Raw genomic sequence first — 18,396 nt, 5'->3', positions numbered from 1 at the left:
CTCAGCTCTGGACCTGGTCGATGAACGGGCGACCCTCGACCTCGAGGGCTGCGGCGTCGGCGTCGACCATGATCTGCGCGAGGCGAGGCGTGTGGACCTTCGGCTCCCAACCGAGCAGATCCTTGGCCCGGCCGTAATCGCCGATGAGCGCGTCGACCTCGGTGGGACGGAGGTAGCGCTCGTCGAACTTGACGTACTTCTCCCAATCGAGGCCGACGTGCTCGAAGGTGAAGCGCAGGAAGTCCTTGACCGTGTAAGCCGTGTTCGTGGCGAGCACGTAGTCGGTGGGCTCGTCGTGCTGGAGCATGCGCCACATGCCTTCGACGTACTCGGGCGCGTAGCCCCAGTCACGCACGGCGTCGAGGTTGCCCAGGTACAGCTCCGACTGCAGACCCGCCTTGATGCGCGCCGCGGCGCGGGTGATCTTGCGGGTGACGAAGGTTCCACCACGACGGGGCGATTCGTGGTTGAACAGGATGCCGTTGACCGCGAAGAGGTCGTAGGCCTCGCGGTAATTGCGGGTGATCCAGTACGAGTAGAGCTTCGCGACGCCGTACGGAGAGCGGGGGTAGAACGGGGTGTCCTCGTTCTGCGGCGGCGGGGTCGCACCGAACATCTCGGAGCTCGACGCCTGATAGAAACGGCAATCGACGTGGGCCGCACGGATGGCCTCGAGCAGCCGGGTCGTGCCGACGCCCGTGATGTCGCCCGTGTACTCGGGCTCGTCGAAGCTGACACGGACGTGGGACTGCGCCGCGAGGTTGTACACCTCGTGGGGCTGGATCTCGTTGAGCAGGGTGACCAGGCGCGAACCGTCGGACAGGTCTCCGAAGTGCAGGAACAGGCGGTGGTCGTCCGCCTGCGCGGGCTGATAGACGTGGTCGATGCGCTGCGTGTTGAACGAGGACGACCGTCGGATCAAGCCGTGGACCTCATACCCCTTCGAGAGCAGGAGTTCGGCGAGATAACTGCCGTCCTGTCCGGTGATGCCGGTGATGAGGGCGCGTTTGCGGGGTTCGCTAGACGTCATGGGTTTCGGATCTCCTGTTGCCCCGGGGCGGTCCGACGGGTGCACGGAAGTCTATCGTGCCGTTGCTGTGGTTCCCCGAGCGGGCAGGCGCAGCGCGACGACGTGGACGACGATGCCGAGCAGGGGCGCCACCGCGAGCGCCACGACGACGCGCTCGTAGGGTCCTACCGGCAAGAACAGGAGCAGGAGCACCGTCGACAGCGCGGCGAGGAGCCACCCCCCGACGTACCAGTCGTGGCGGGATCGGCTCAACAGCGCCGGCCCGGTCACGCAGAGCGCAGCGACCGCCCCCGCGCTCGCGACGATGCCGCCCGCGACCCACCCCGGCACCTCGTACCGACCGTTCGTGAACTGCGACAGGAGGGGCTCTGCGAAGAACACGGCCAGCACGGCGCCCGCCGCGGTCACCGCGGCGAGCGCCGCCAGGTACGTGGCGAGGCGTCGTCCGAGCGGCCTTTCGTTCGATCGGAAGTCGACGATGAGGTAGCTCTGCAGAGCCATGATCGGCACGATGAGGGGCGCGCGCGTGATGGTGATGGTCAGGACGAGGGATGCCAGGATCCCGGCGTCGACGTCGGGCATCGTCGTGCGGAGGACGACGGGGACACCGGTGACGATCAGACCGGTCGCGGCGGCGGCCGTCACCGTGCTGACGGTGTTCACGATCAGTCGGCGTGCGCCCACGTCGAGGCGGAAGTTGCCGACGATCCGTCGGCGCACGAAGAACCAGACCAGGAGGAAAGCTCCTCCGAAGGGCAGCGAGACAGCCGCAGCGATCCACGCGTGGGGCGCGTGGGCCACCAGGGCGAGTCCGACCAGGACCGCCCTCAGCAGGGCGTCGGCGATGGCGAGAGCGGCGACGACCCGCCACATCGACAGGCCGTACAGCACGCCCGCCAAGACCGCTGTGGCGACGTACCCGACCACCGCCACGACGATCCAGAAGGCGGAGCCGACGGTGTCGTCGGGGAAGGCCGAGGGCGCGACGACGAGGGCCGTCACGATCCCCACGACGGCGGCGGCCCCGGCGACCAGGAGGGCGAACGACCGGAGCGTGGCGCCGCTCGCCGGCGTCTCGCCGGGTGTGGTGGCCCGCGAGATCTCCTGCTGCACCCCCGCGAGAGCGGCGACGAGAACGTACACCGTCGACCAGTAGACGCTGAAGCCCAGGTACGACTCGCTGTCCGGCAGCAGGACGGGGGCGAGGAGCTGGATCGCGTAACCGACGGCACCCGCGATCGCGGTCGCGGCGAGGATGTAGGTCAGGGCGCCGGTGCGCCCCTCAGCTGCCCGAGCCACCGGACGACCGCGGTTCTTCGCCCACGGGGCGCTCGCCCGCGGGCTCCTCCGCCGGAGAGCCCGACCGCAGGGAGTCGACCTGGGTACGCAGGATCGCGACTTCTTCGGCGACTCGGCGGATCTCCTCCTCTGCACGGGAGAGCTCCCACGACAGGTGCAGGGCCACACCGACGAGCAGAGCGAGCGCGAGCGCGAAGAGAAGGTTCGACGGGACGGCGACCCCGAGGAACGCGGCGAGCCAGCCGAGCAGACCGGGGAACACACCCAGGACCAGGATGGCGAGACCCACGACGAGCCACAGCGTGGCGTATTTCTCGCGCAGCTGTCGACGCATCAGGAAGACGACGATGAGCACGAGGACGAAGAGGCCGAACCCCAGGGCGGCGATGGTCATGCGCGGGGCCTCCGACGAAGCGTTCCGCGCAGGACCGCGAGCGTGAGCGCGAACACGGAACGAAGCAGGTACACGCTCGCACCGAGCGGGTTCTGGCTGGGTTTGCCGTGCACGCGCGGGCGCATCGCCACGGGGACCTGGGTGACGGTGAGACCCGCGTGAACGGCTTCGACGAGCGAGTCGAGGGTGTCGCCGAGATACTCGGCCGGGTAGTACCGCACGTATTGGTCGATCGCGCGCCGGTTGGCGGCGCGGAACCCGCTCGTCACGTCCGTCAGGCGCGTACCGGCGACGCGGGAGACGACGCTCGCCAACACCACCATCGCCCACCGCCGTGGCCCGCGCACCGCGTAGTCGCCCACCTCGGCGAAACGGGCGCCGATCGAGATGTCGGCGTCGGCTAGCCCCGCGAGAACCCGTGCGACATCGGCGGGATTGTGCTGACCATCGGCGTCCACCTGGATGGCCCGGTGGTACCCCTCGCGCTGCGCGAACGTGAAACCGGTCTTCATCGCCCCGCCCACCCCGAGGTTGAACGGCAGGGTGAGAACGCGAGCGCCGGCCGCGACCGCGACGTCGCCGGTTCCGTCCACCGATCCGTCATCGACGACGACGACGTCGTAGGCGGGGTCGGCGGCCCGGATCTCGGCGATCGTCGAACCGACGTTGGCGGCCTCGTTCCACGCGGGAACGATCACCAGAACTCTGTCGGCAGTGAGGGTCATAACTCGGCCATCCTACCCACCGGCGCCACCCGCCAACGGATGCGCACCGCGGGCTCCGACTACGATGCTCTGGTGACGACCGCCTCTACGACAGCCGCCCCTGCGCGCGGACGCGGGGCCCTGGCCCTCGCCGTCGCCATCCCCGTTCTCCTCTTCCTGTCGCTCGTGTCGTGGGCCTTCGCGAGCCCCGTGGGTTCGTCCCCCGACGACGACTTCCATCTCCCCTCCATCTGGTGCGGGCTCGGAGAACGCCCGGGCCTGTGCGCGCCCGGCAGCGAGCCGGAGACCCGGAGCGTCCCCACTCCCCTGACGGACGCCGCGTGCTTCGCCTTCAAGCCCGAGGTCAGCGGGTCGTGCTGGAACCCGAGCGAGACGGGAATGAGCGACACCCCCCGCGTGAACGTGGGCCTGTACCCACCGCTGTTCTACGGCACGATGTCGATCTTCGCGAGCGACGACATCCAGACCTCGGTGCTCGTCATCCGCATCGTCAATTCGGCGCTCACCGTCGGGGTGCTCTCGGCCGTTTTCTTCGCCTTGCCTCGACGGCTGCGCCCGGCCCTCGTCGTCTCGGCCGTCGGTTCCGCCGTCCCCCTGGGGATGTTTGTCGCCGCGTCCACCAACCCCTCCGCGTGGGCGTACATCTCCGCCGCAACGGTGTGGGTCTGTCTGTACGGTGCAATGCTCACGGACGGCCGACGGCGTTGGGTGCTGGCCGCACTCGCGGTCCTGGGCGGTGTCATGGGCGCCGGGGCGAGGGCCGACTCCGCGGCATACGCTCTGCTCTCCATCGTGCTCGCCGTCATCCTGGGAGCCCGGAAGGGCCGCTCGATGTGGGCGGCAGCCGCCGCCGCGATCGTCATCGCCATCGCGGCCGTCGGGTTCTACCTCTTGGCGCGACAGGGAAGCGCCGTCGTCACGGGCCTTTCGCTGGACCCGGTCCCCCTGACGATCGATCAGCACATCTCCAATTTCTTGAACATCCCGACGCTGCTCGCCGGCGCCCTCGGCGGATGGGGGCTCGGCTGGCTCGACACCTACATGCCCAGCGTCGTGTCCACCCTGTCGCTGATGGCGGCCGCGGGAGCGATCTTCGTCGGCGCGCGCGGGATGACACCGCGTCGTGTCATCGCCTTCGCGCTGAGCCTCACCGCGCTGTATCTGGTGCCGTTCGTCCTCCTCGCGCAGTCTCAGGCGATGGTCGGCGCTCAGGTTCAACCCCGGTACATCCTGCCGCTCCTCGTCATCTTCCTCGGGGTCGCGTCGGTGGGCGTGGACATCGAGCGGAGCTGGACCGTCAGCCGCATCACCTTCGCGGGGGTCGCTCTCAGCGTCGCGATGGTCGTCGCGCTTCACGTCGGCATCCGCCGATACACGACGGGGGTCGACGACCCCGCTCTGAGCTTGGGCGCCCGCGCGGAGTGGTGGTGGAACGGCATCCCCTCGCCCACCCTCGTGTGGGCCGCAGGCTCAGCCGCCCTGATACTCGCCTTCGTCCTGCTGGGCGTGGTTCAACACCGGGCCCTCGCGGCGGCGCGCTTCTCGACGAACGAGACGAGCAATCGCGACGTGACGCCCGCCTGATCGGAGTCCGCGGGCGCCGTCCTCAGCGCCCGCGGACTCCGACGGTGACATCGGCGGTGGTCGAGCCGAGCGTCGGCACGGGAGTCTCGACCGAGAACGTCGCCCCGTGAGCGATGCCGTGCACTCCGCCCTCGTCCGGGGCGACGGCATTCGCATGCACGTGGTACGTCCCGGAGCCGAGGTGCAACGCGTCGACGCGGAAATCGACCACCGTCTCTCCCTCGATCGGTTCGAGAGGAGTCCTCAACAGGTCGGTGTTCGACGCGAAGACGGTATGCCCCAACGGCGTGTTCACGCTGAAGCCCGCCGCCCACGTGTCGATCGCGTGGCCGGAGACGAGGGTGAGCCGGATGTCGATGGCCTCGCCCGATGCGAACGTGCGCCGCCGCTCGCCGTTCTCGTCGAGGATCTCGATCGACGTGACGGCGATGGGGGCAGCCGCGGCCGACTCCGTTGCGGTGGCTTCGTCGCGCCCCTCCAGCACATCGCGCAAGACGCCGATCGCCTCATCGACGTCGCCGTCGTGAACGATCTCGCCTTTTCGCAGGACGATGCCGCGGTCGCACAGCTCGGCGACCTGCTGGGCCGAATGGCTCACCAGAATGATCGTGCAGCCCGCGGCGCGGAACTGGGCGATGCGGTCCATGCACTTGCGTTGGAACGCCTCGTCGCCCACCGCGAGAACCTCGTCGACCAGGAGGATGTCGGGGTTGGTGTGGATGGCCACGGAGAATGCCAACCGGACGTACATTCCCGACGAGTAGAACTTCACCGCGGTGTCGATGAAGTCGCTGATGCCGCTGAATTCGACGATGTCGTCGAACCGATCGTCGATCTCGGAGCGGGTGAGACCCAGGATCGACGCATTGAGGTAGATGTTCTCGCGACCGCTGAGATCGGGGTGGAATCCCGCGCCGAGCTCGAGGAGCGCCGCCATGCGCCCCCTCGTCTGCACGCTGCCCGCCGACGGTGAGACGATGCCACCGATGAGCTTCAGCAGCGTGCTCTTACCGGAGCCGTTCGCGCCCATGAGGGCCACGGTCGTGCCCGCTTCGATGTCGATCGACACATCCTTCACCGCAACGAAATCCTCGCGGTGCCGTTTGCCCTGTCGCCCGAGATGGACGATGCGGTCTTTCAGGTTGTTGTCGCGGCGCACCTTGAAACGCTTGCGCACATCGGTGAGTCTCACGACCACGGGGGCCACTGTCGTCGTCACGGTCACAGCTCCTGCGCGAAGTTGCCCTGGAGGCGGGTGAACACCCGATGGGCGACCACCAGGAAGACCAGGCCGACGGCACCGGCGATCACCATGCGCAGCTCCAGGTTCGGCGGATAGTCGGAGGGAGACCCTGCGCCCCAGAAAGTCTTGTGGAAGCCCAGGATCGCCAGGGTCAGAGGGTTCGCGAGATAGATCTCCAGCATCCACGAGGGAAGCGAGAACCGAGCGATGACGTCGCTCACCATGCGCCAGGAATAGACGATCGGGGACGCCCACATGGCGAGCATGAGGACGACCTCCGTGAGGTACTGGATGTCGCGCAGGTACACGTTCACGGCACTGAGAAGCAGACCGATCGCCGTGCCGTAGAGCAGAACGAGGCCGAGCGACGGGAAGAACCACAGCATCTGGGCGGGCTCGGGGAGAGCGCGGAAGATGAGAGCGGCCACCACGAGCACCGTGAGCTGCACGAGGAACATGAAGCCGGCACCGCCCACGCTGGCGAAGGGGAAGATCTCTCGCGGCAGGTAGATCTTCTTGACCAGGCCCCCGTTCATCAGGATTGACCCCGTCGCTCCCGCCACGGTGTCGTTGAAGAACTGGTAGAGCGTCAGGCCGGCGAAGAGGTAGATGGCGAAGTTGGGGATGCCCTCGGCGGCGCGGAGGAACTGCCCCAGCACGATGAAGTACATGAGGAACTGGATCAACGGGCGGATGACCGTCCACAGGAACCCGAGGAAGCTGTCGCGGTATCGCGCCTGCAGGTCGCGTCGGATCAGCAGGAAGAGGAGGTCACGACGAGCGAGGAGCTCGCGGATCTTTCCCCCGCGGCCGGGCAGCGTCATACCCCGGGCGTCGACGGTCGCGAAGGGCAGCGACTCGAGGACCGCGAATCTTTGTGTTTTTTCCAAGCCTGACCATCGTCTTTCGGGAGAGCAGAATTCTATCTGCGGCTCATGTGGTCGGCGTGCCGGAAACTCCCAGGAGACGTTTCACGCGCTCGACGGCGCGGCGCGGGGTCGTCGCCAACCGCCTCATTCTCTCGGCCTGTTCGAGCTTGTCCGGGCGGTTGATACGGAGGTACATGAAGAAGAAGTCGACCGCTCGTCCCGTGCCGATCCACCCGGCCCGCTGCAGGAAGAGGGCCTTGTCGCGCAGGGTCCCGGGAATGGTCGCGGCGAGTTCGTCCAGCTTGAACTCGAGGGCCGTGTGGCTCAGGGCGGCGTACTCCGCGGTGAGGACCGTGCGCGTGTGAAAGCCGTTCTCCGCTGCCGCGTAGGACGGCATCCGCTCGAGGACGTGCGCGAGCCCGCCGTCCTTGTACGCCTCTTTGCCGCCGAACTCGCTGTACCGCCAACGCTGTTCCGCGAGAAGGCGGAGAGCGCGGGGACGAGCGACGTACATCGATCCGAAGGGCGCCAGCGGCGACACCGCATCGATGGGGACCTCGATGCCCAACTGGTCGGCCACCTGCTCGAACCGCGGCCGGTTGCCCCACCAGGCATGGCCGAGGGTTCCCTGACCGATATGGATCATCGGCGGGTACGCGAGGCCCAGGCCCTCCTCCTTCTGGAAGAGGGCGACGAGGTTGGCCGCGTACCCCGCGTTCGGGAGGAGGTTGTCGAGCTGCTGCGACTTGAAATGCTGACCGACCGTGAATCCCTGCTGGGGCGTGCGCTTGGTGTGCACCTTCACGATCAGGTCGTAGTCGTCGCCCAGGATGATGTCGCGACACTCGATGAGGAACGCGCTCTGGTCACGCCCGTCGTTGGAGGGGAGCACACGAACCTCGGTACGGCGCCCCGGGCGCGCACGCGCCGCGAGGATCTCTTCGATGGCTTCCGCACGATGAGCGTCCGGAGTCGTGACGACGAGGTCGTAGTCGCAGGGAAGGAGATCGCCCCGGTCGAGGATCTCGTCGGTCATGTCGACGTAGAAGATATGAGCCACGACGACGATCCGAAGAGGGCGCTCCGGGTCGTACGACACGTCGATGTCGGGAAGGACGTCCGTCATCCCAAGATCGGTCGTCAGGTCGCGCGGGGGTGACGTCCGCGCGGCCGACGACAGGACCAGCCGGCGCGGATACCCGTACGACTCGACCTTGTCGAGGAGCCACTTGCCGATGGACGCCTCGTGGTCCATGGTGATCGGCCAGAAGAAGAATGGCTTGCGCTTGACGATCGGGTTGCCCGCGTCGAGCATCTGCGCCGCATTGAAGATCGACGGGTTCTCGGTGTCGTAGTCCTGATGGGGGAACACGACGCCGTGCCGATAGCCGAGGGAGGCGAAGCGGTCGGTGAAGGTGACCTCGTGCCGGGTCACGGCTTCGGTCCAGTCCTGCAGGACCGGCAATCCCGCCCAATAGCTCTTCCACTCGGCGGACGAGAACATCCGACGGCGGACGGCGATCCAGAACGACTGGAGGTGGTACGGGATGACCTCCCCGGTCCACGACTGATCGAGCTCGACCCGCGGGTGGTCGGTGAGGCCCCAGAAGTCGACGTCCTCGGCATCCATCCGCTCGAAGACGGGGCCGAACGGGCGTACCGGTCCGTACCAGGTGTCGTTGGTGAGCAGAACCTCGTCGAACGATTCGATGTCGTCCCCGAGGACCTCCAGACCCGCCTTCTGCCCCCAGATGTCCATACCGGTGTTCTCGCGCTGCAGCACGTCGTCGGCGACCAGTTCGAGCTCGGCGCGGGCATCGTCGCGCAGACGCCCGTTCACGACGGCGACGATGCGTTGCGCGAAGGGACGGAGTCCCCGGAGCGCGAACAGGACGCTCTCGTCGACGCGACCTCGCTTGTCGTAGATCACGTAGACGATGGCGCGGCTCATGGTGCCGTGAGGGGTTTCCACGTCAGGCTCCCTTTCGGAGTCGTCGTCGAACGGAGCGGCCGACCGCCCGCGCAATGCGTGCCGCGCGACCGAGGCGCGAGAGCGTCCCCCACCAATGCGGACGCCGGTAGCGCACCCACATGCGGGCGAAATCGACACCGCGGCCCGCACCGATGGGACCGGCGCGGTGCAGGAGTGCGGTGTATCCCGCGGGGTAGCCGTACGAGGTCCGCGACATGAAATCGGTGGTGTATTCCAGCGAGCCGTGGCTGAGGCCGGCGTGCTCCGCCGTCGAGACCGTCCGGGAATGGTAGCCGAGCTCCCCGGCCGCGTACGCGTGTAACCGCGTGTGGACCAGGCTCGCCTCTTCTCCGACCGGCCACTTCTGCTCCCCCAGCAGTCGCAGCGCCTCCGGCCGCCCGATCCACATCCCCCCGACCGGGGCGAGCGGGCTGGCCCAGTCGAGCGGGACGTCGATGCCCAAGCGCTCCATCGTCTTCGCGACGGCATCCGCCTGTCCCCTCCAGCCCTCGCCGAGCGTCGACATGCCGATGTGGGGGGTGGGGGGGAAGACGACGCCGAGCGACGCGCGATCACGGAAGAGCTGGATGACGTTGGCCGTGTACCCCGGGCTGTGCAGCAGGCAGTCGTACTGCTGGCGCTCGAAGTAGGAACGGGAGTTACGCGTCGACGATGCGGCGGCCCCGGTGTGGACGGCGAGGACGAGGTCGAAGCCCCCGTCCAGGGCGAGGTCTCGGCACTCGTCGAAGACCACGGCGGTGTCGGGGGTGTTCCGGCCGAGGGCCTCTCGGATGTCGAAGGCGATCCCCTCGGGGGCTCCCGCCGTCTGCCACGCGGCTTCTATGGCACCGCGATGGGTCGCATCCGCCATCGTGAACACGATCCGCTCGATCCCGGGCACGCGCACGGTACGGGCGATCAGCTCGGGCAGGGGCTCGAGGTCGACGACGTGGACGACGCCCAGGATGCGCAAGGGCACATGCCCGGTCGCGAGCTCGCGGTCGGGAAGCACCTCGAGCATGGCACCGTTGGTGTGGAGGCGCTTGGGCGCGACCGTCGCGGCGAGATCGCTCCACAACAGATCGACGGGGTATCCGTGCTCCGCCATGGCCGCGGCGATGCGTCGACCGACGATCGCGTGCTGATCGTAGAAGAGCGGGTAGCCGTTGAAGATCTCGCGTTTGACGGCCGGGCAGCCGTCGGCCAGGAGCAGGTCGACATTGAACATGTCGGGGTGTTCCGCCGGATAGTTCTCGCTGGGGAAGGCCGCGGCCAGACGGAAACCCGCCGCCGTGAGCTGCTCGCTGAGCGCCACCTCCGCGCCGTTCGCGTGGCGACGCTCCGACGGGGTCGCGCTGATCCCCCGCCACAGGCGCTCCCACGCATCCGACTGCCACACCCTCTGCCGCACGGCCAGCCAGTATCCGCTCAGCTGGACGCGACCATCGCCGCCTTCCGTCCGGGAACCCGGCACGCCCTCGCGCCGATCGGTGAGAGACCAGACGTCGAGGTAACGATCCTCCATACGCTCGACGACCGGCTGCAGGGGCCCGACGGGACCGAACCACTGATCGTTGGTGAGGACCACTTCGTCGAACACGCTCATCCGCTCGGCCTGCGACCGGACGAAGGGCCCGTGCGCGTGCAGTCCTTCTCCGGCGTCCCCTTGCGAGACGATCTCGTCGACGATCTCCCCCAGCAGGGAGCGCTCGTCAACCGACAGGGCACCGGTCACGACGACCAGGTGATCGGCGAGCTCTCGAAGACCGGTCAGCGCGTGATGGACGGCGCCTGACAAGCGCCCCTTGCGGGCGGTCGCCGCGTACACGACGGCGCGTCGGCCCCCGAGGGGGAAACGGCCGGGGTTCTCGTCGATCATTCGTGTCCCTGCGCGAGTGCCTTCAACAGGTAGTTGCCGTACCCGCTCTTGACCAGAGGTTCGGCCCGATCCCGCAGTTCGTCGTCGGTGAGGAAGCCCATGCGCCACGCGACCTCTTCGGGGCAGCCGATGGAGAGCCCCTGACGCTTCTCGACCGTGCGGATGAACTCCGTGGCCTCGCTGAGCGAGTCGAAGGTCCCGGTGTCGAGCCAGGCCGTCCCGCGCGGCAGCAGTTCGACGCGCAGGCGTCCCTGCTCCAGGTAGGTGCGGTTGACATCGGTGATCTCGAGCTCGCCGCGGGCAGAGGGCTTCAGATCACGTGCGATCTCGATGACGTCGTTGTCGTAGAAGTAGAGTCCGGGGACGGCGTAGTCGCTCTTCGGGACGACCGGCTTCTCCTCGAGCGAGACGACACGTCCGTTCGCGTCGAACTCGACGACGCCGTAGGCGGTGGGGTCGGCGACGCGGTACCCGAACACCACGCCTCCGTCGAGCTCGGTGTATTGGCGCAGGCGCGTCCCCATGCCCTGGCCGTAGAAGATGTTGTCGCCCAGGACGAGGGCCACGGACTCGGAGCCGATGTGCTCCTCCCCCAGGATGAAGGCCTGCGCGAGACCGTCGGGCGACGGCTGCACCCGATAGGTGAGGTGGATGCCGAAACGCGATCCGTCACCGAGGAGACGCTGGAACTGCTCGGCATCCTGTGGGGTGGTGATGATGAGGATGTCGCGGATTCCCGCCAGGATGAGGGTCGACAGCGGGTAGTAGATCATCGGCTTGTCGTACACGGGCACGAGCTGCTTGGAGATGCCCAGCGTGATGGGATGGAGTCGCGAGCCCGTGCCGCCCGCCAGAATGATTCCGCGCATGGGGTCAAGTCTGGCTCATCCCGCTGTAGGCGCCAATCCGAGGCCACGGGACGAAGACCCCCGGCCCGCTAACCTTGACCGCATGAGTCGTCTTCTCGTGACCGGTGGCGCCGGTTTCATCGGTTCCAACTTCGTGCACCACGTCGTCGCGCACACGGATCACACGGTGACCGTGCTCGACAAGCTGACCTACGCCGGCAACCGCGCCTCCCTCGAGGGGCTGCCCGCCGACCGCGTCCGCCTCGTGGTGGGCGACATCGCCGATGCGGCCGTCGTCGACCCGCTCGTGGCCGAAGCCGATGCCGTCGTCCACTACGCCGCCGAGTCGCACAACGACAACTCCCTGCACGACCCGCGCCCGTTCCTCGACACGAACATCATCGGCACCTACACGCTCCTCGAGGCCGCGCGCCGCCACGACGTGCGCTTCCACCACATCTCGACCGACGAGGTCTACGGCGACCTCGAGCTCGACGACCCGGCGCGCTTCACCGAGCAGACGCCGTACAACCCCTCGTCGCCGTACTCGTCGACCAAGGCCGGATCCGACCTGCTGGTGCGCGCGTGGGTGCGCTCGTTCGGCGTCCGCGCCACCATCAGCAACTGCTCGAACAACTACGGCCCCTACCAGCACGTCGAGAAGTTCATCCCCCGCCAGATCACGAACGTGCTCCGCGGCATCCGCCCGAAGCTGTACGGGACCGGCGAGAACGTCCGCGACTGGATCCACGCCGACGACCACTCCTCGGCTGTCCTCGCCATCCTCGACAAGGGCGAGATCGGCGAGACGTATCTGATCGGCGCGGACGGCGAGAAGGACAACAAGAGCGTCGTCGAACTCATCCTCCGGATCACCGGTCAGCCGGCCGACGCCTACGATCTCGTCACCGACCGCCCCGGCCACGACATGCGGTACGCGATCGACTCGACCAAGCTCCGCACCGAACTCGGCTGGACTCCCACGTACGGCGACTTCGAGTCCGGTCTCGCCGCCACCATCGACTGGTACCGCGAGAACGAAGCCTGGTGGGCACCCACCAAGGACGGCGTCGAGGCGTTCTACGCGAGCAAGGGACAGTGACCGCGGTGTCGATCGCCTTCGGCAAGTCCCTGTCCGTCCTAGAGACGCCCATCCCGGGTCTCGTCGTCCTCGACCTGCCCGTCCACGGCGACGCCCGAGGATGGTTCAAAGAGAACTGGCAGCGCGAGAAGATGACCGCCGCCGGAATCGATCTGCCCGACTTCGGTCCGGTGCAGAACAACGTCTCGTTCAACGACGCCGTGGGCACGACCCGCGGCATCCATGCGGAACCGTGGGACAAGTACGTCTCCGTCGCCACCGGTCGCATCTTCGGCGCGTGGGTCGACCTTCGTGAGGGCGAGAGCTTCGGTGCCGTGTTCACGACCGAGCTCGACCCGTCGACGGCGATCTTCGTTCCGCGCGGAGTCGGCAACTCGTACCAGACCCTCGAAGCCGACACCGCCTACACCTACCTCGTGAACGATCACTGGTCGCCCGACGCGACCTACACGTTCCTGAACCTCGCGGACGAGACGTCCGGTATCGAGTGGCCGATCCCCCTCTCCGACGTCGAGATCAGCGCGAAAGACATGGCGCACCCCCGCCTGGCGGATGTGGTGCCCATGCCGCCGAAGAAGATCCTCGTCACCGGCGCGAACGGTCAGCTGGGCCGCGCGCTGCGCGCCGAGTTCGGTGAGCACCCGTGGATCGAGTACGCCGCACGCGACGATCTCGATCTCACCTCCCCCGACCTGGATGCCGCGCGCCGGTGGCGCGACTACGGCACCATCATCAACGCCGCCGCGTACACGAAGGTCGATGCGGCCGAGACGCCCGAGGGACGCGTCGAGGCGTGGGCGTCGAACGTGAGCGCCGTCGCGAGCTTGGCCCGCGTCGCCGAGGCGAACGGTGTCACCCTCGTCCACGTGTCGAGCGACTACGTATTCGACGGGCGCGAGAGCGGGGGCTACGCGGAGGACGCCCCCTTCTCGCCGCTCGGCGTCTACGGCCAGACCAAAGCGGCCGGCGACGCGATCGTGTCCGCCGTGTCGAAGCACTACATCGTGCGCACGAGCTGGGTGATCGGGGACGGCGCGAACTTCGTCCGTACCATGGCTTCGCTGGCCGAGCGGGGGATCAGCCCGCGCGTGGTCGACGACCAGCGCGGTCGTCTCAGCTTCACAGATGAGATCGCGCGCGCCGTGCGCCACCTGCTCGACACCGGCGCGCCCTACGGCACGTACAACACGACGAGCGACGGCCCCGAGGTGAGCTGGGCGGACATCGCGCGGCGGGTGTTCGAGCTCACCGCTCATGACCCGTCGAAGGTCACGGGTGTGACGACGGACGAGTACTTCTCCGCGGCGACGTCACCGGTCGCCCCCCGACCCCGGATCAGCACGCTGGCGCTCGACCGCCTGCGCGCGACGGGGTTCGAACCGCGCGACGGCGACGAGTCGCTGGTCCGGTACCTCGGGGGCTGATCACCCCCACCATGACGAAGGCCGTCGCCCCGGAAGGGTCGACGGCCTTCGTCATCGCTGCGGTCAGGGGATCGTCACCGTGCGGCATCCCAGGAACGTGTTCGGCCCCGTCACGTCGTTGATCGGGTACACGCATACGGTGTGCGATCCGCTCGTCGAGGCGAAAGTGCTCGTGAAGCCGTGCTGGCTGCCCGTGCCGGGGTAGGCGGCTGCGACATCCGGACGCGCGGCGTCGGCGCGGATGGGACGACCGACGCCGTCGATGTAGACGTGCACGTCGATGGGCGACGTCGTGTCGGGATCGAACGCCCATCCCGCGACGACGATAGAGCGTCCCGATACTCCGACGTACTCGAGGTTGCCGATCGGAGGTCTCGTGTGGTCGGCGACGGTGATCGTCCGGCACCCGATGAGGGCGTTACCGCCCGCGCCGTTGTTGATGCCGTAGACGCAGACGGAGGACTGTCCCACGGGGGCCGTCATGGTCTGATCGAAGCCGTGAGTGGGCCCCTGCAGCGGGTAAGCGGCCCCGACGTCCGGACGCGCGCCGTCGGCACGGTAGGCGACTCCCGAGTTGCCGACGTAGATGTGGACCTGTATCGGCGACGTCGTGTCGAGATCCAGAGCCCACCCGCTGACCCGCACGGTGTTGCCGGTGACGGAGACGCTGTCGAGGTAACCGATGGGCGCGCGGCCGAGATCGGGCACGGGGACCGTGATGTTCTTGCACCCGAGCGACGAATCGCCGCCGGCACCGGTGTTCACCGCCGTGACGCAGACCGTGTACGTCCCCCCCATGACCGTGGTGGTGGTGACGAACCCGTGAGCGGGGCCGTACATGGGGTAGGCGGCGCCGACGTCGGGGCGGTTCGCATCCGCGCGAACGGAGATCTGCGGGTAGTTCGTCACCGTGACGCGGGCCTCGACGGGCGCGGCGGTGTCGGGGTCGATCGCCCAGCCGCTGATGGTCATGTTCGCGCCGTCCACCGTGACCGCGTCGAACGCACCGATCGGCGCTCGTCCGCGATCGACCGGCGCGCCGACGTCGACGTTGCGACACCCGAGTTGCGTGTTGTCGCCGAGACCGGTGTTGATCGCGTAGAGGCAGACGTTGCGTGTTCCCGGCGAAGCGGCGACGACTCGACTGAACCCGTGGGCCGCTCCGTACGCGGGGTAGGCCGAGGCGACATCCGGACGGGAGAGATTCGCGGTCGTGATCGAACCGACGCCGTCGACGTAGACGTGCACGTCGATGGAGGAGGTCGAATCCGGATCGAGCGCCCACCCGGCCACGGAGATGCCCCCCTGGACCGCCGTCACCGCCTCGACGTAGCCGATCGGCGAGCCCGCCATGGCGGTCACCTTCGCGCACCCGATGCGCGCGTCGCTGCCCTGACCGACGTTCACGCCGGTGACGCAGACGTTGTTGTCGCCCACGACGGCGGCGGGGACGACCACCGAGAATCCGTGGTTCGCTCCCTTGTCGGGGTACGACGCGCCCACGTCGGGGCGAGCGGTGTCGGCCCGGAAGGTGGTCACCGTACCCTCGACGGAGACCTGGATGTCGAGGGAGGCGGCGCTGTCGGGATCGATGGTCCACCCGGCCACTCGGAATCCGCCGGGGACGGCGGTGACGGCCTCGAGGGACCCGAAGGGGCCGTTCGGGTTGCTCGGAACGCGCGTCGACCCGAACCAGTCGGTGAACGTGCGCCAGAAGTTGCGGTTGCCGTACGCGGAGCAGCCGTCGCCGGTGCCGTAGAGGTTGTTGAGGGCCGCCTGGTTCGGCACGTAGGGGGTGTAGATGTAGAGCCCGGCCGTCGCCTGGTTCTCGATGTACACGCGCTGCGTGCCGCAGCCGCCGTTCGGGTTGTAGAGGATGTTGTTCCAACGCCCCGACTGGTAGCCCCACCAGGTCGGGTTCAGCCGGTAGACCTCGAACTGACGCGCGGCGTAGTACACCTGGTAGAAGAACCCCGCGGTCGCCGCGTCACAGGGCGCGGTGTCCGGGCACCCCTGTCCGGTCGCCGCCGAGTAGTTCCAAGCGGACGGCGCCGTCGAGGTGATGAGGCCCTGCTCCTTCTGCAGCAGGACGAGAAGCGCCTTCTGGCTGATCCCGCACGAGCGGGCGACCTTGTCGATGATCGTCGAGGCGCTCTCGTTCGCGGCCCCGGCGTACCCGTTGCAGTATTTGTCGACGGGTCGATTGTCGGTGTTCTGTCGGTAGTCCTTGACGCAGGTGTAGCCCGACTGGCAGTTGCGGACCTGACGCTCCATGAACGCCTGGATCTCCGGGGAGCCCATGGCGTTGCCGTCGTAGAAAACGGCGTCGTCGATGATGTTCCCGGGATTCCAGTCAGCGGCATTGGCGGCTGCGGCCGGTTCGACGGGCGCGACGGTGGCGGGCAGGGCGATCGGAGCGGCCACCAGGAGCGCGAGCCCGCACGCCCACGCCGCGATGATCGCCGCCACACGGCGGCGGCGATTCGGTCGGATCACGAGGTCGGCTCGACCGTCGTCACCGCGGACGTGGCCGAGGTGGTGCGAGACGAGTACGCGACCTGGAAGGCCGGGTCGGTCGACGAGTCGGCGACGGGGATCGACATGAGACCGCAGTAGGTCACGTCCTTGCCCTCGTTCGCGGTGGACTCGACCTTGGCCCCCGTCGACACCAGGGTGAGTGTGCACGTGCCACCGGACTCGGATACCCCCGGGACCATGGCGGAGACCTCGAGCGTGCCGTCGCGCACCTCGGAGGTGATGATGAGGATCTGGCCGTTGAACGGCGCGTCGGTCGCCTCGGAGCCGCCGGCGGTGGGAGCCGGCGTCGAGGAGGGCGCCTCGCTCGACGTCGGGGAGACGGTCGGGGTCGCCGACGCCGCGGTCTCGGTCGGGCTCGGGGACGCGGATCCTGACGTGCTCGCGCACCCGGAGAACGCCAGCACCCCGGCGACGAGCAGAACGGGCAGCACGACGCGCGGGCGCCGAACGGAGGACGGAACGGCGGCGTCGATGGCGTGCTTCACGCGAACATTATGCGTGTACGACCTCTGACGCGCATCCGCCCACGCCGCACGACATCAGGTCGTTACCGACGGCCGATCCGCCGCCGCAGGCTCCGCAGACGCGACCACAGAGGTTGATGCGAGTCGAGTTCGTGGCGCAGGTCGTCCCGGATCTCCGCCCGCAGCCGCCCCGCGGTTTCTTCGAGACGCCTGTCGATGTGCGCCGTCATCGTCTCGTGCAAGGCCGCCAGGTACAACGGGAGGCCCTCCCCTTCGCGACCCACCCACTCCGCGAGCGCGCGATCGCGCACGCGCGCGTCGTCGACGGCGTGCACCTCGGTGAGGGCGAACATGCTGTTGGCGTCGAGGCCCGTGGCATCCGGTCTCTGCGTCCAGAAGGCCAGCGCCTCGCCGGGGAGGAAACCGATCTCGCCGACGCGGAGGATGCGGAGGTACAGGTCCCAGTCCTCGACCGCGTCGAGGGACTCGTCGTACCAGCCGACCTCGTCGTGGACCGAGCGGCGGTACAGCACGGAGATGGGCACCGCGCGATTGACGCTGAGCATCTCGCCGAGCGAGATGCGCTGCATCCCCGCCCAGAACGGCGCCCGGCCGACCTCGGTCCAGGTGCCGCCGCGTTGCTCTTCGTAGACGATCTCGGTGGGGACCGCCACGGCGGGGGCGTCGGGATGACCGTCGAGCCACGCCACGGTGCGGGAGAGGAATTCGGGATGCCAACGGTCGTCGTCGTCGTGCAGCACGACGAGGTCGGTGCCCGCGTCGCGCACGCCGGTGTTCGCGGCGACGCAGCGACCGCCCTCGCCCTCGGCGAGGTGGCGGACCTGCACGGCGTCCCGCAGGTCGGATGCGGCGACGATCGCCTCGACCTCGTCGGGGTCTCCCCCGTCGTTCACCACCACGATGCGGTAGTCGGCGAACGTCTGCGCCGAGATGTCCGCGAGGGCACGACGGAGGAAGTCGGGGCGTCTGCGGGTTCGGACGACGATTCCCACGCGAGAAGGCAT

Annotated in this window: 15 protein-coding genes; 3 read left to right on the top strand and 12 right to left on the bottom strand. The window is 68.2% G+C overall.

From position 1 onward, the window contains the following. Position 1: 1 nt before the first annotated feature. Genes gmd through J2X55_RS06625 form a run of 4 tightly spaced genes read right to left on the bottom strand, consistent with a single transcriptional unit; the run spans position 2 to position 3,448 of the window. Complete coding sequence (gene gmd, locus J2X55_RS06640) at positions 2-1,030, bottom strand: GDP-mannose 4,6-dehydratase (protein WP_103206510.1); 1,029 nt, start codon at positions 1,028-1,030, stop codon at positions 2-4. A gap of 51 nt (positions 1,031-1,081) precedes the next feature. Then, positions 1,082-2,329, bottom strand: coding sequence for a hypothetical protein (locus tag J2X55_RS06635; protein ID WP_309822519.1), 1,248 nt, complete (start codon positions 2,327-2,329; stop codon positions 1,082-1,084). Beyond that, positions 2,313-2,723 carry a DUF2304 domain-containing protein gene (locus J2X55_RS06630; protein WP_309822517.1) on the bottom strand — a complete coding sequence of 137 codons (411 nt, stop codon included), beginning with the start codon at positions 2,721-2,723 and terminating at the stop codon, positions 2,313-2,315. Before J2X55_RS06630 ends, J2X55_RS06635 begins: the two co-directional genes overlap by 17 nt. Continuing rightward, positions 2,720-3,448: a glycosyltransferase family 2 protein gene (locus J2X55_RS06625; protein WP_115915672.1), complete on the bottom strand. Its 729-nt coding sequence runs from the start codon at positions 3,446-3,448 to the stop codon at positions 2,720-2,722. The genes J2X55_RS06630 and J2X55_RS06625 overlap by 4 nt, the downstream gene beginning before the upstream one ends. A 72-nt stretch (positions 3,449-3,520) precedes the next feature. On the opposite strand from J2X55_RS06625, the gene J2X55_RS06620 reads away from it, so the two are divergent. Continuing rightward, complete coding sequence (locus tag J2X55_RS06620) at positions 3,521-5,032, top strand: DUF2142 domain-containing protein (protein ID WP_309822515.1); 1,512 nt, start codon at positions 3,521-3,523, stop codon at positions 5,030-5,032. 22 nt (positions 5,033-5,054) lie between these two features. On the opposite strand, the gene J2X55_RS06615 is transcribed toward J2X55_RS06620, so the two are convergent. Genes J2X55_RS06615 through rfbA form a run of 5 tightly spaced genes read right to left on the bottom strand, consistent with a single transcriptional unit; the run spans position 5,055 to position 11,864 of the window. Then, positions 5,055-6,251 carry an ABC transporter ATP-binding protein gene (locus tag J2X55_RS06615; RefSeq protein WP_309822513.1) on the bottom strand — a complete coding sequence of 399 codons (1,197 nt, stop codon included), beginning with the start codon at positions 6,249-6,251 and terminating at the stop codon, positions 5,055-5,057. Positions 6,252-6,253: 2 nt separating this feature from the next. Beyond that, positions 6,254-7,165: an ABC transporter permease gene (locus J2X55_RS06610; protein ID WP_309822512.1), complete on the bottom strand. Its 912-nt coding sequence runs from the start codon at positions 7,163-7,165 to the stop codon at positions 6,254-6,256. 43 nt (positions 7,166-7,208) lie between these two features. Then, the gene (locus tag J2X55_RS06605) at positions 7,209-9,116 is read right to left on the bottom strand and encodes a rhamnan synthesis F family protein (protein WP_147302330.1); all 1,908 of its coding nucleotides are present in this window, start codon (positions 9,114-9,116) and stop codon (positions 7,209-7,211) included. A 1-nt stretch (position 9,117) separates the two neighbouring features. Next, the gene (locus tag J2X55_RS06600; protein WP_309822510.1) at positions 9,118-10,995 is read right to left on the bottom strand and encodes a rhamnan synthesis F family protein; all 1,878 of its coding nucleotides are present in this window, start codon (positions 10,993-10,995) and stop codon (positions 9,118-9,120) included. Next, positions 10,992-11,864 carry a glucose-1-phosphate thymidylyltransferase RfbA gene (rfbA, locus tag J2X55_RS06595; RefSeq protein WP_115915677.1) on the bottom strand — a complete coding sequence of 291 codons (873 nt, stop codon included), beginning with the start codon at positions 11,862-11,864 and terminating at the stop codon, positions 10,992-10,994. Before rfbA ends, J2X55_RS06600 begins: the two co-directional genes overlap by 4 nt. An 82-nt stretch (positions 11,865-11,946) precedes the next feature. On the opposite strand from rfbA, the gene rfbB reads away from it, so the two are divergent. Beyond that, complete coding sequence (gene rfbB, locus J2X55_RS06590) at positions 11,947-12,945, top strand: dTDP-glucose 4,6-dehydratase (protein WP_309822506.1); 999 nt, start codon at positions 11,947-11,949, stop codon at positions 12,943-12,945. Between the two features lie 5 nt (positions 12,946-12,950). Beyond that, positions 12,951-14,369, top strand: a complete 1,419-nt coding sequence (locus J2X55_RS06585) for a bifunctional dTDP-4-dehydrorhamnose 3,5-epimerase family protein/NAD(P)-dependent oxidoreductase (RefSeq protein ID WP_309822503.1) — start codon at positions 12,951-12,953, stop codon at positions 14,367-14,369. 63 nt (positions 14,370-14,432) lie between these two features. Here the strand turns inward: J2X55_RS06585 and J2X55_RS06580 are convergent, their stop codons facing one another. The 3 genes from J2X55_RS06580 to J2X55_RS06570 form a co-directional block, all read right to left on the bottom strand. Continuing rightward, positions 14,433-16,865 (bottom strand): hypothetical protein, encoded by a 2,433-nt coding sequence (locus tag J2X55_RS06580; RefSeq protein WP_309822501.1) that lies wholly within the window; start codon positions 16,863-16,865, stop codon positions 14,433-14,435. Beyond that, positions 16,862-17,392: a hypothetical protein gene (locus J2X55_RS06575; protein WP_309822499.1), complete on the bottom strand. Its 531-nt coding sequence runs from the start codon at positions 17,390-17,392 to the stop codon at positions 16,862-16,864. The genes J2X55_RS06580 and J2X55_RS06575 overlap by 4 nt, the downstream gene beginning before the upstream one ends. A gap of 62 nt (positions 17,393-17,454) precedes the next feature. Then, on the bottom strand, positions 17,455-18,396 hold the full coding sequence (locus J2X55_RS06570; protein ID WP_115917281.1) for a glycosyltransferase family 2 protein: 942 nt from the start codon (positions 18,394-18,396) through the stop codon (positions 17,455-17,457).

This window comes from Microbacterium sp. 1154, assembly GCF_031455375.1.
GTDB lineage: Bacteria > Actinomycetota > Actinomycetes > Actinomycetales > Microbacteriaceae > Microbacterium.
The sequence above is the reverse complement of the archived record's forward strand: the minus strand, read 5'-3'. Positions and strand labels throughout refer to the sequence as shown.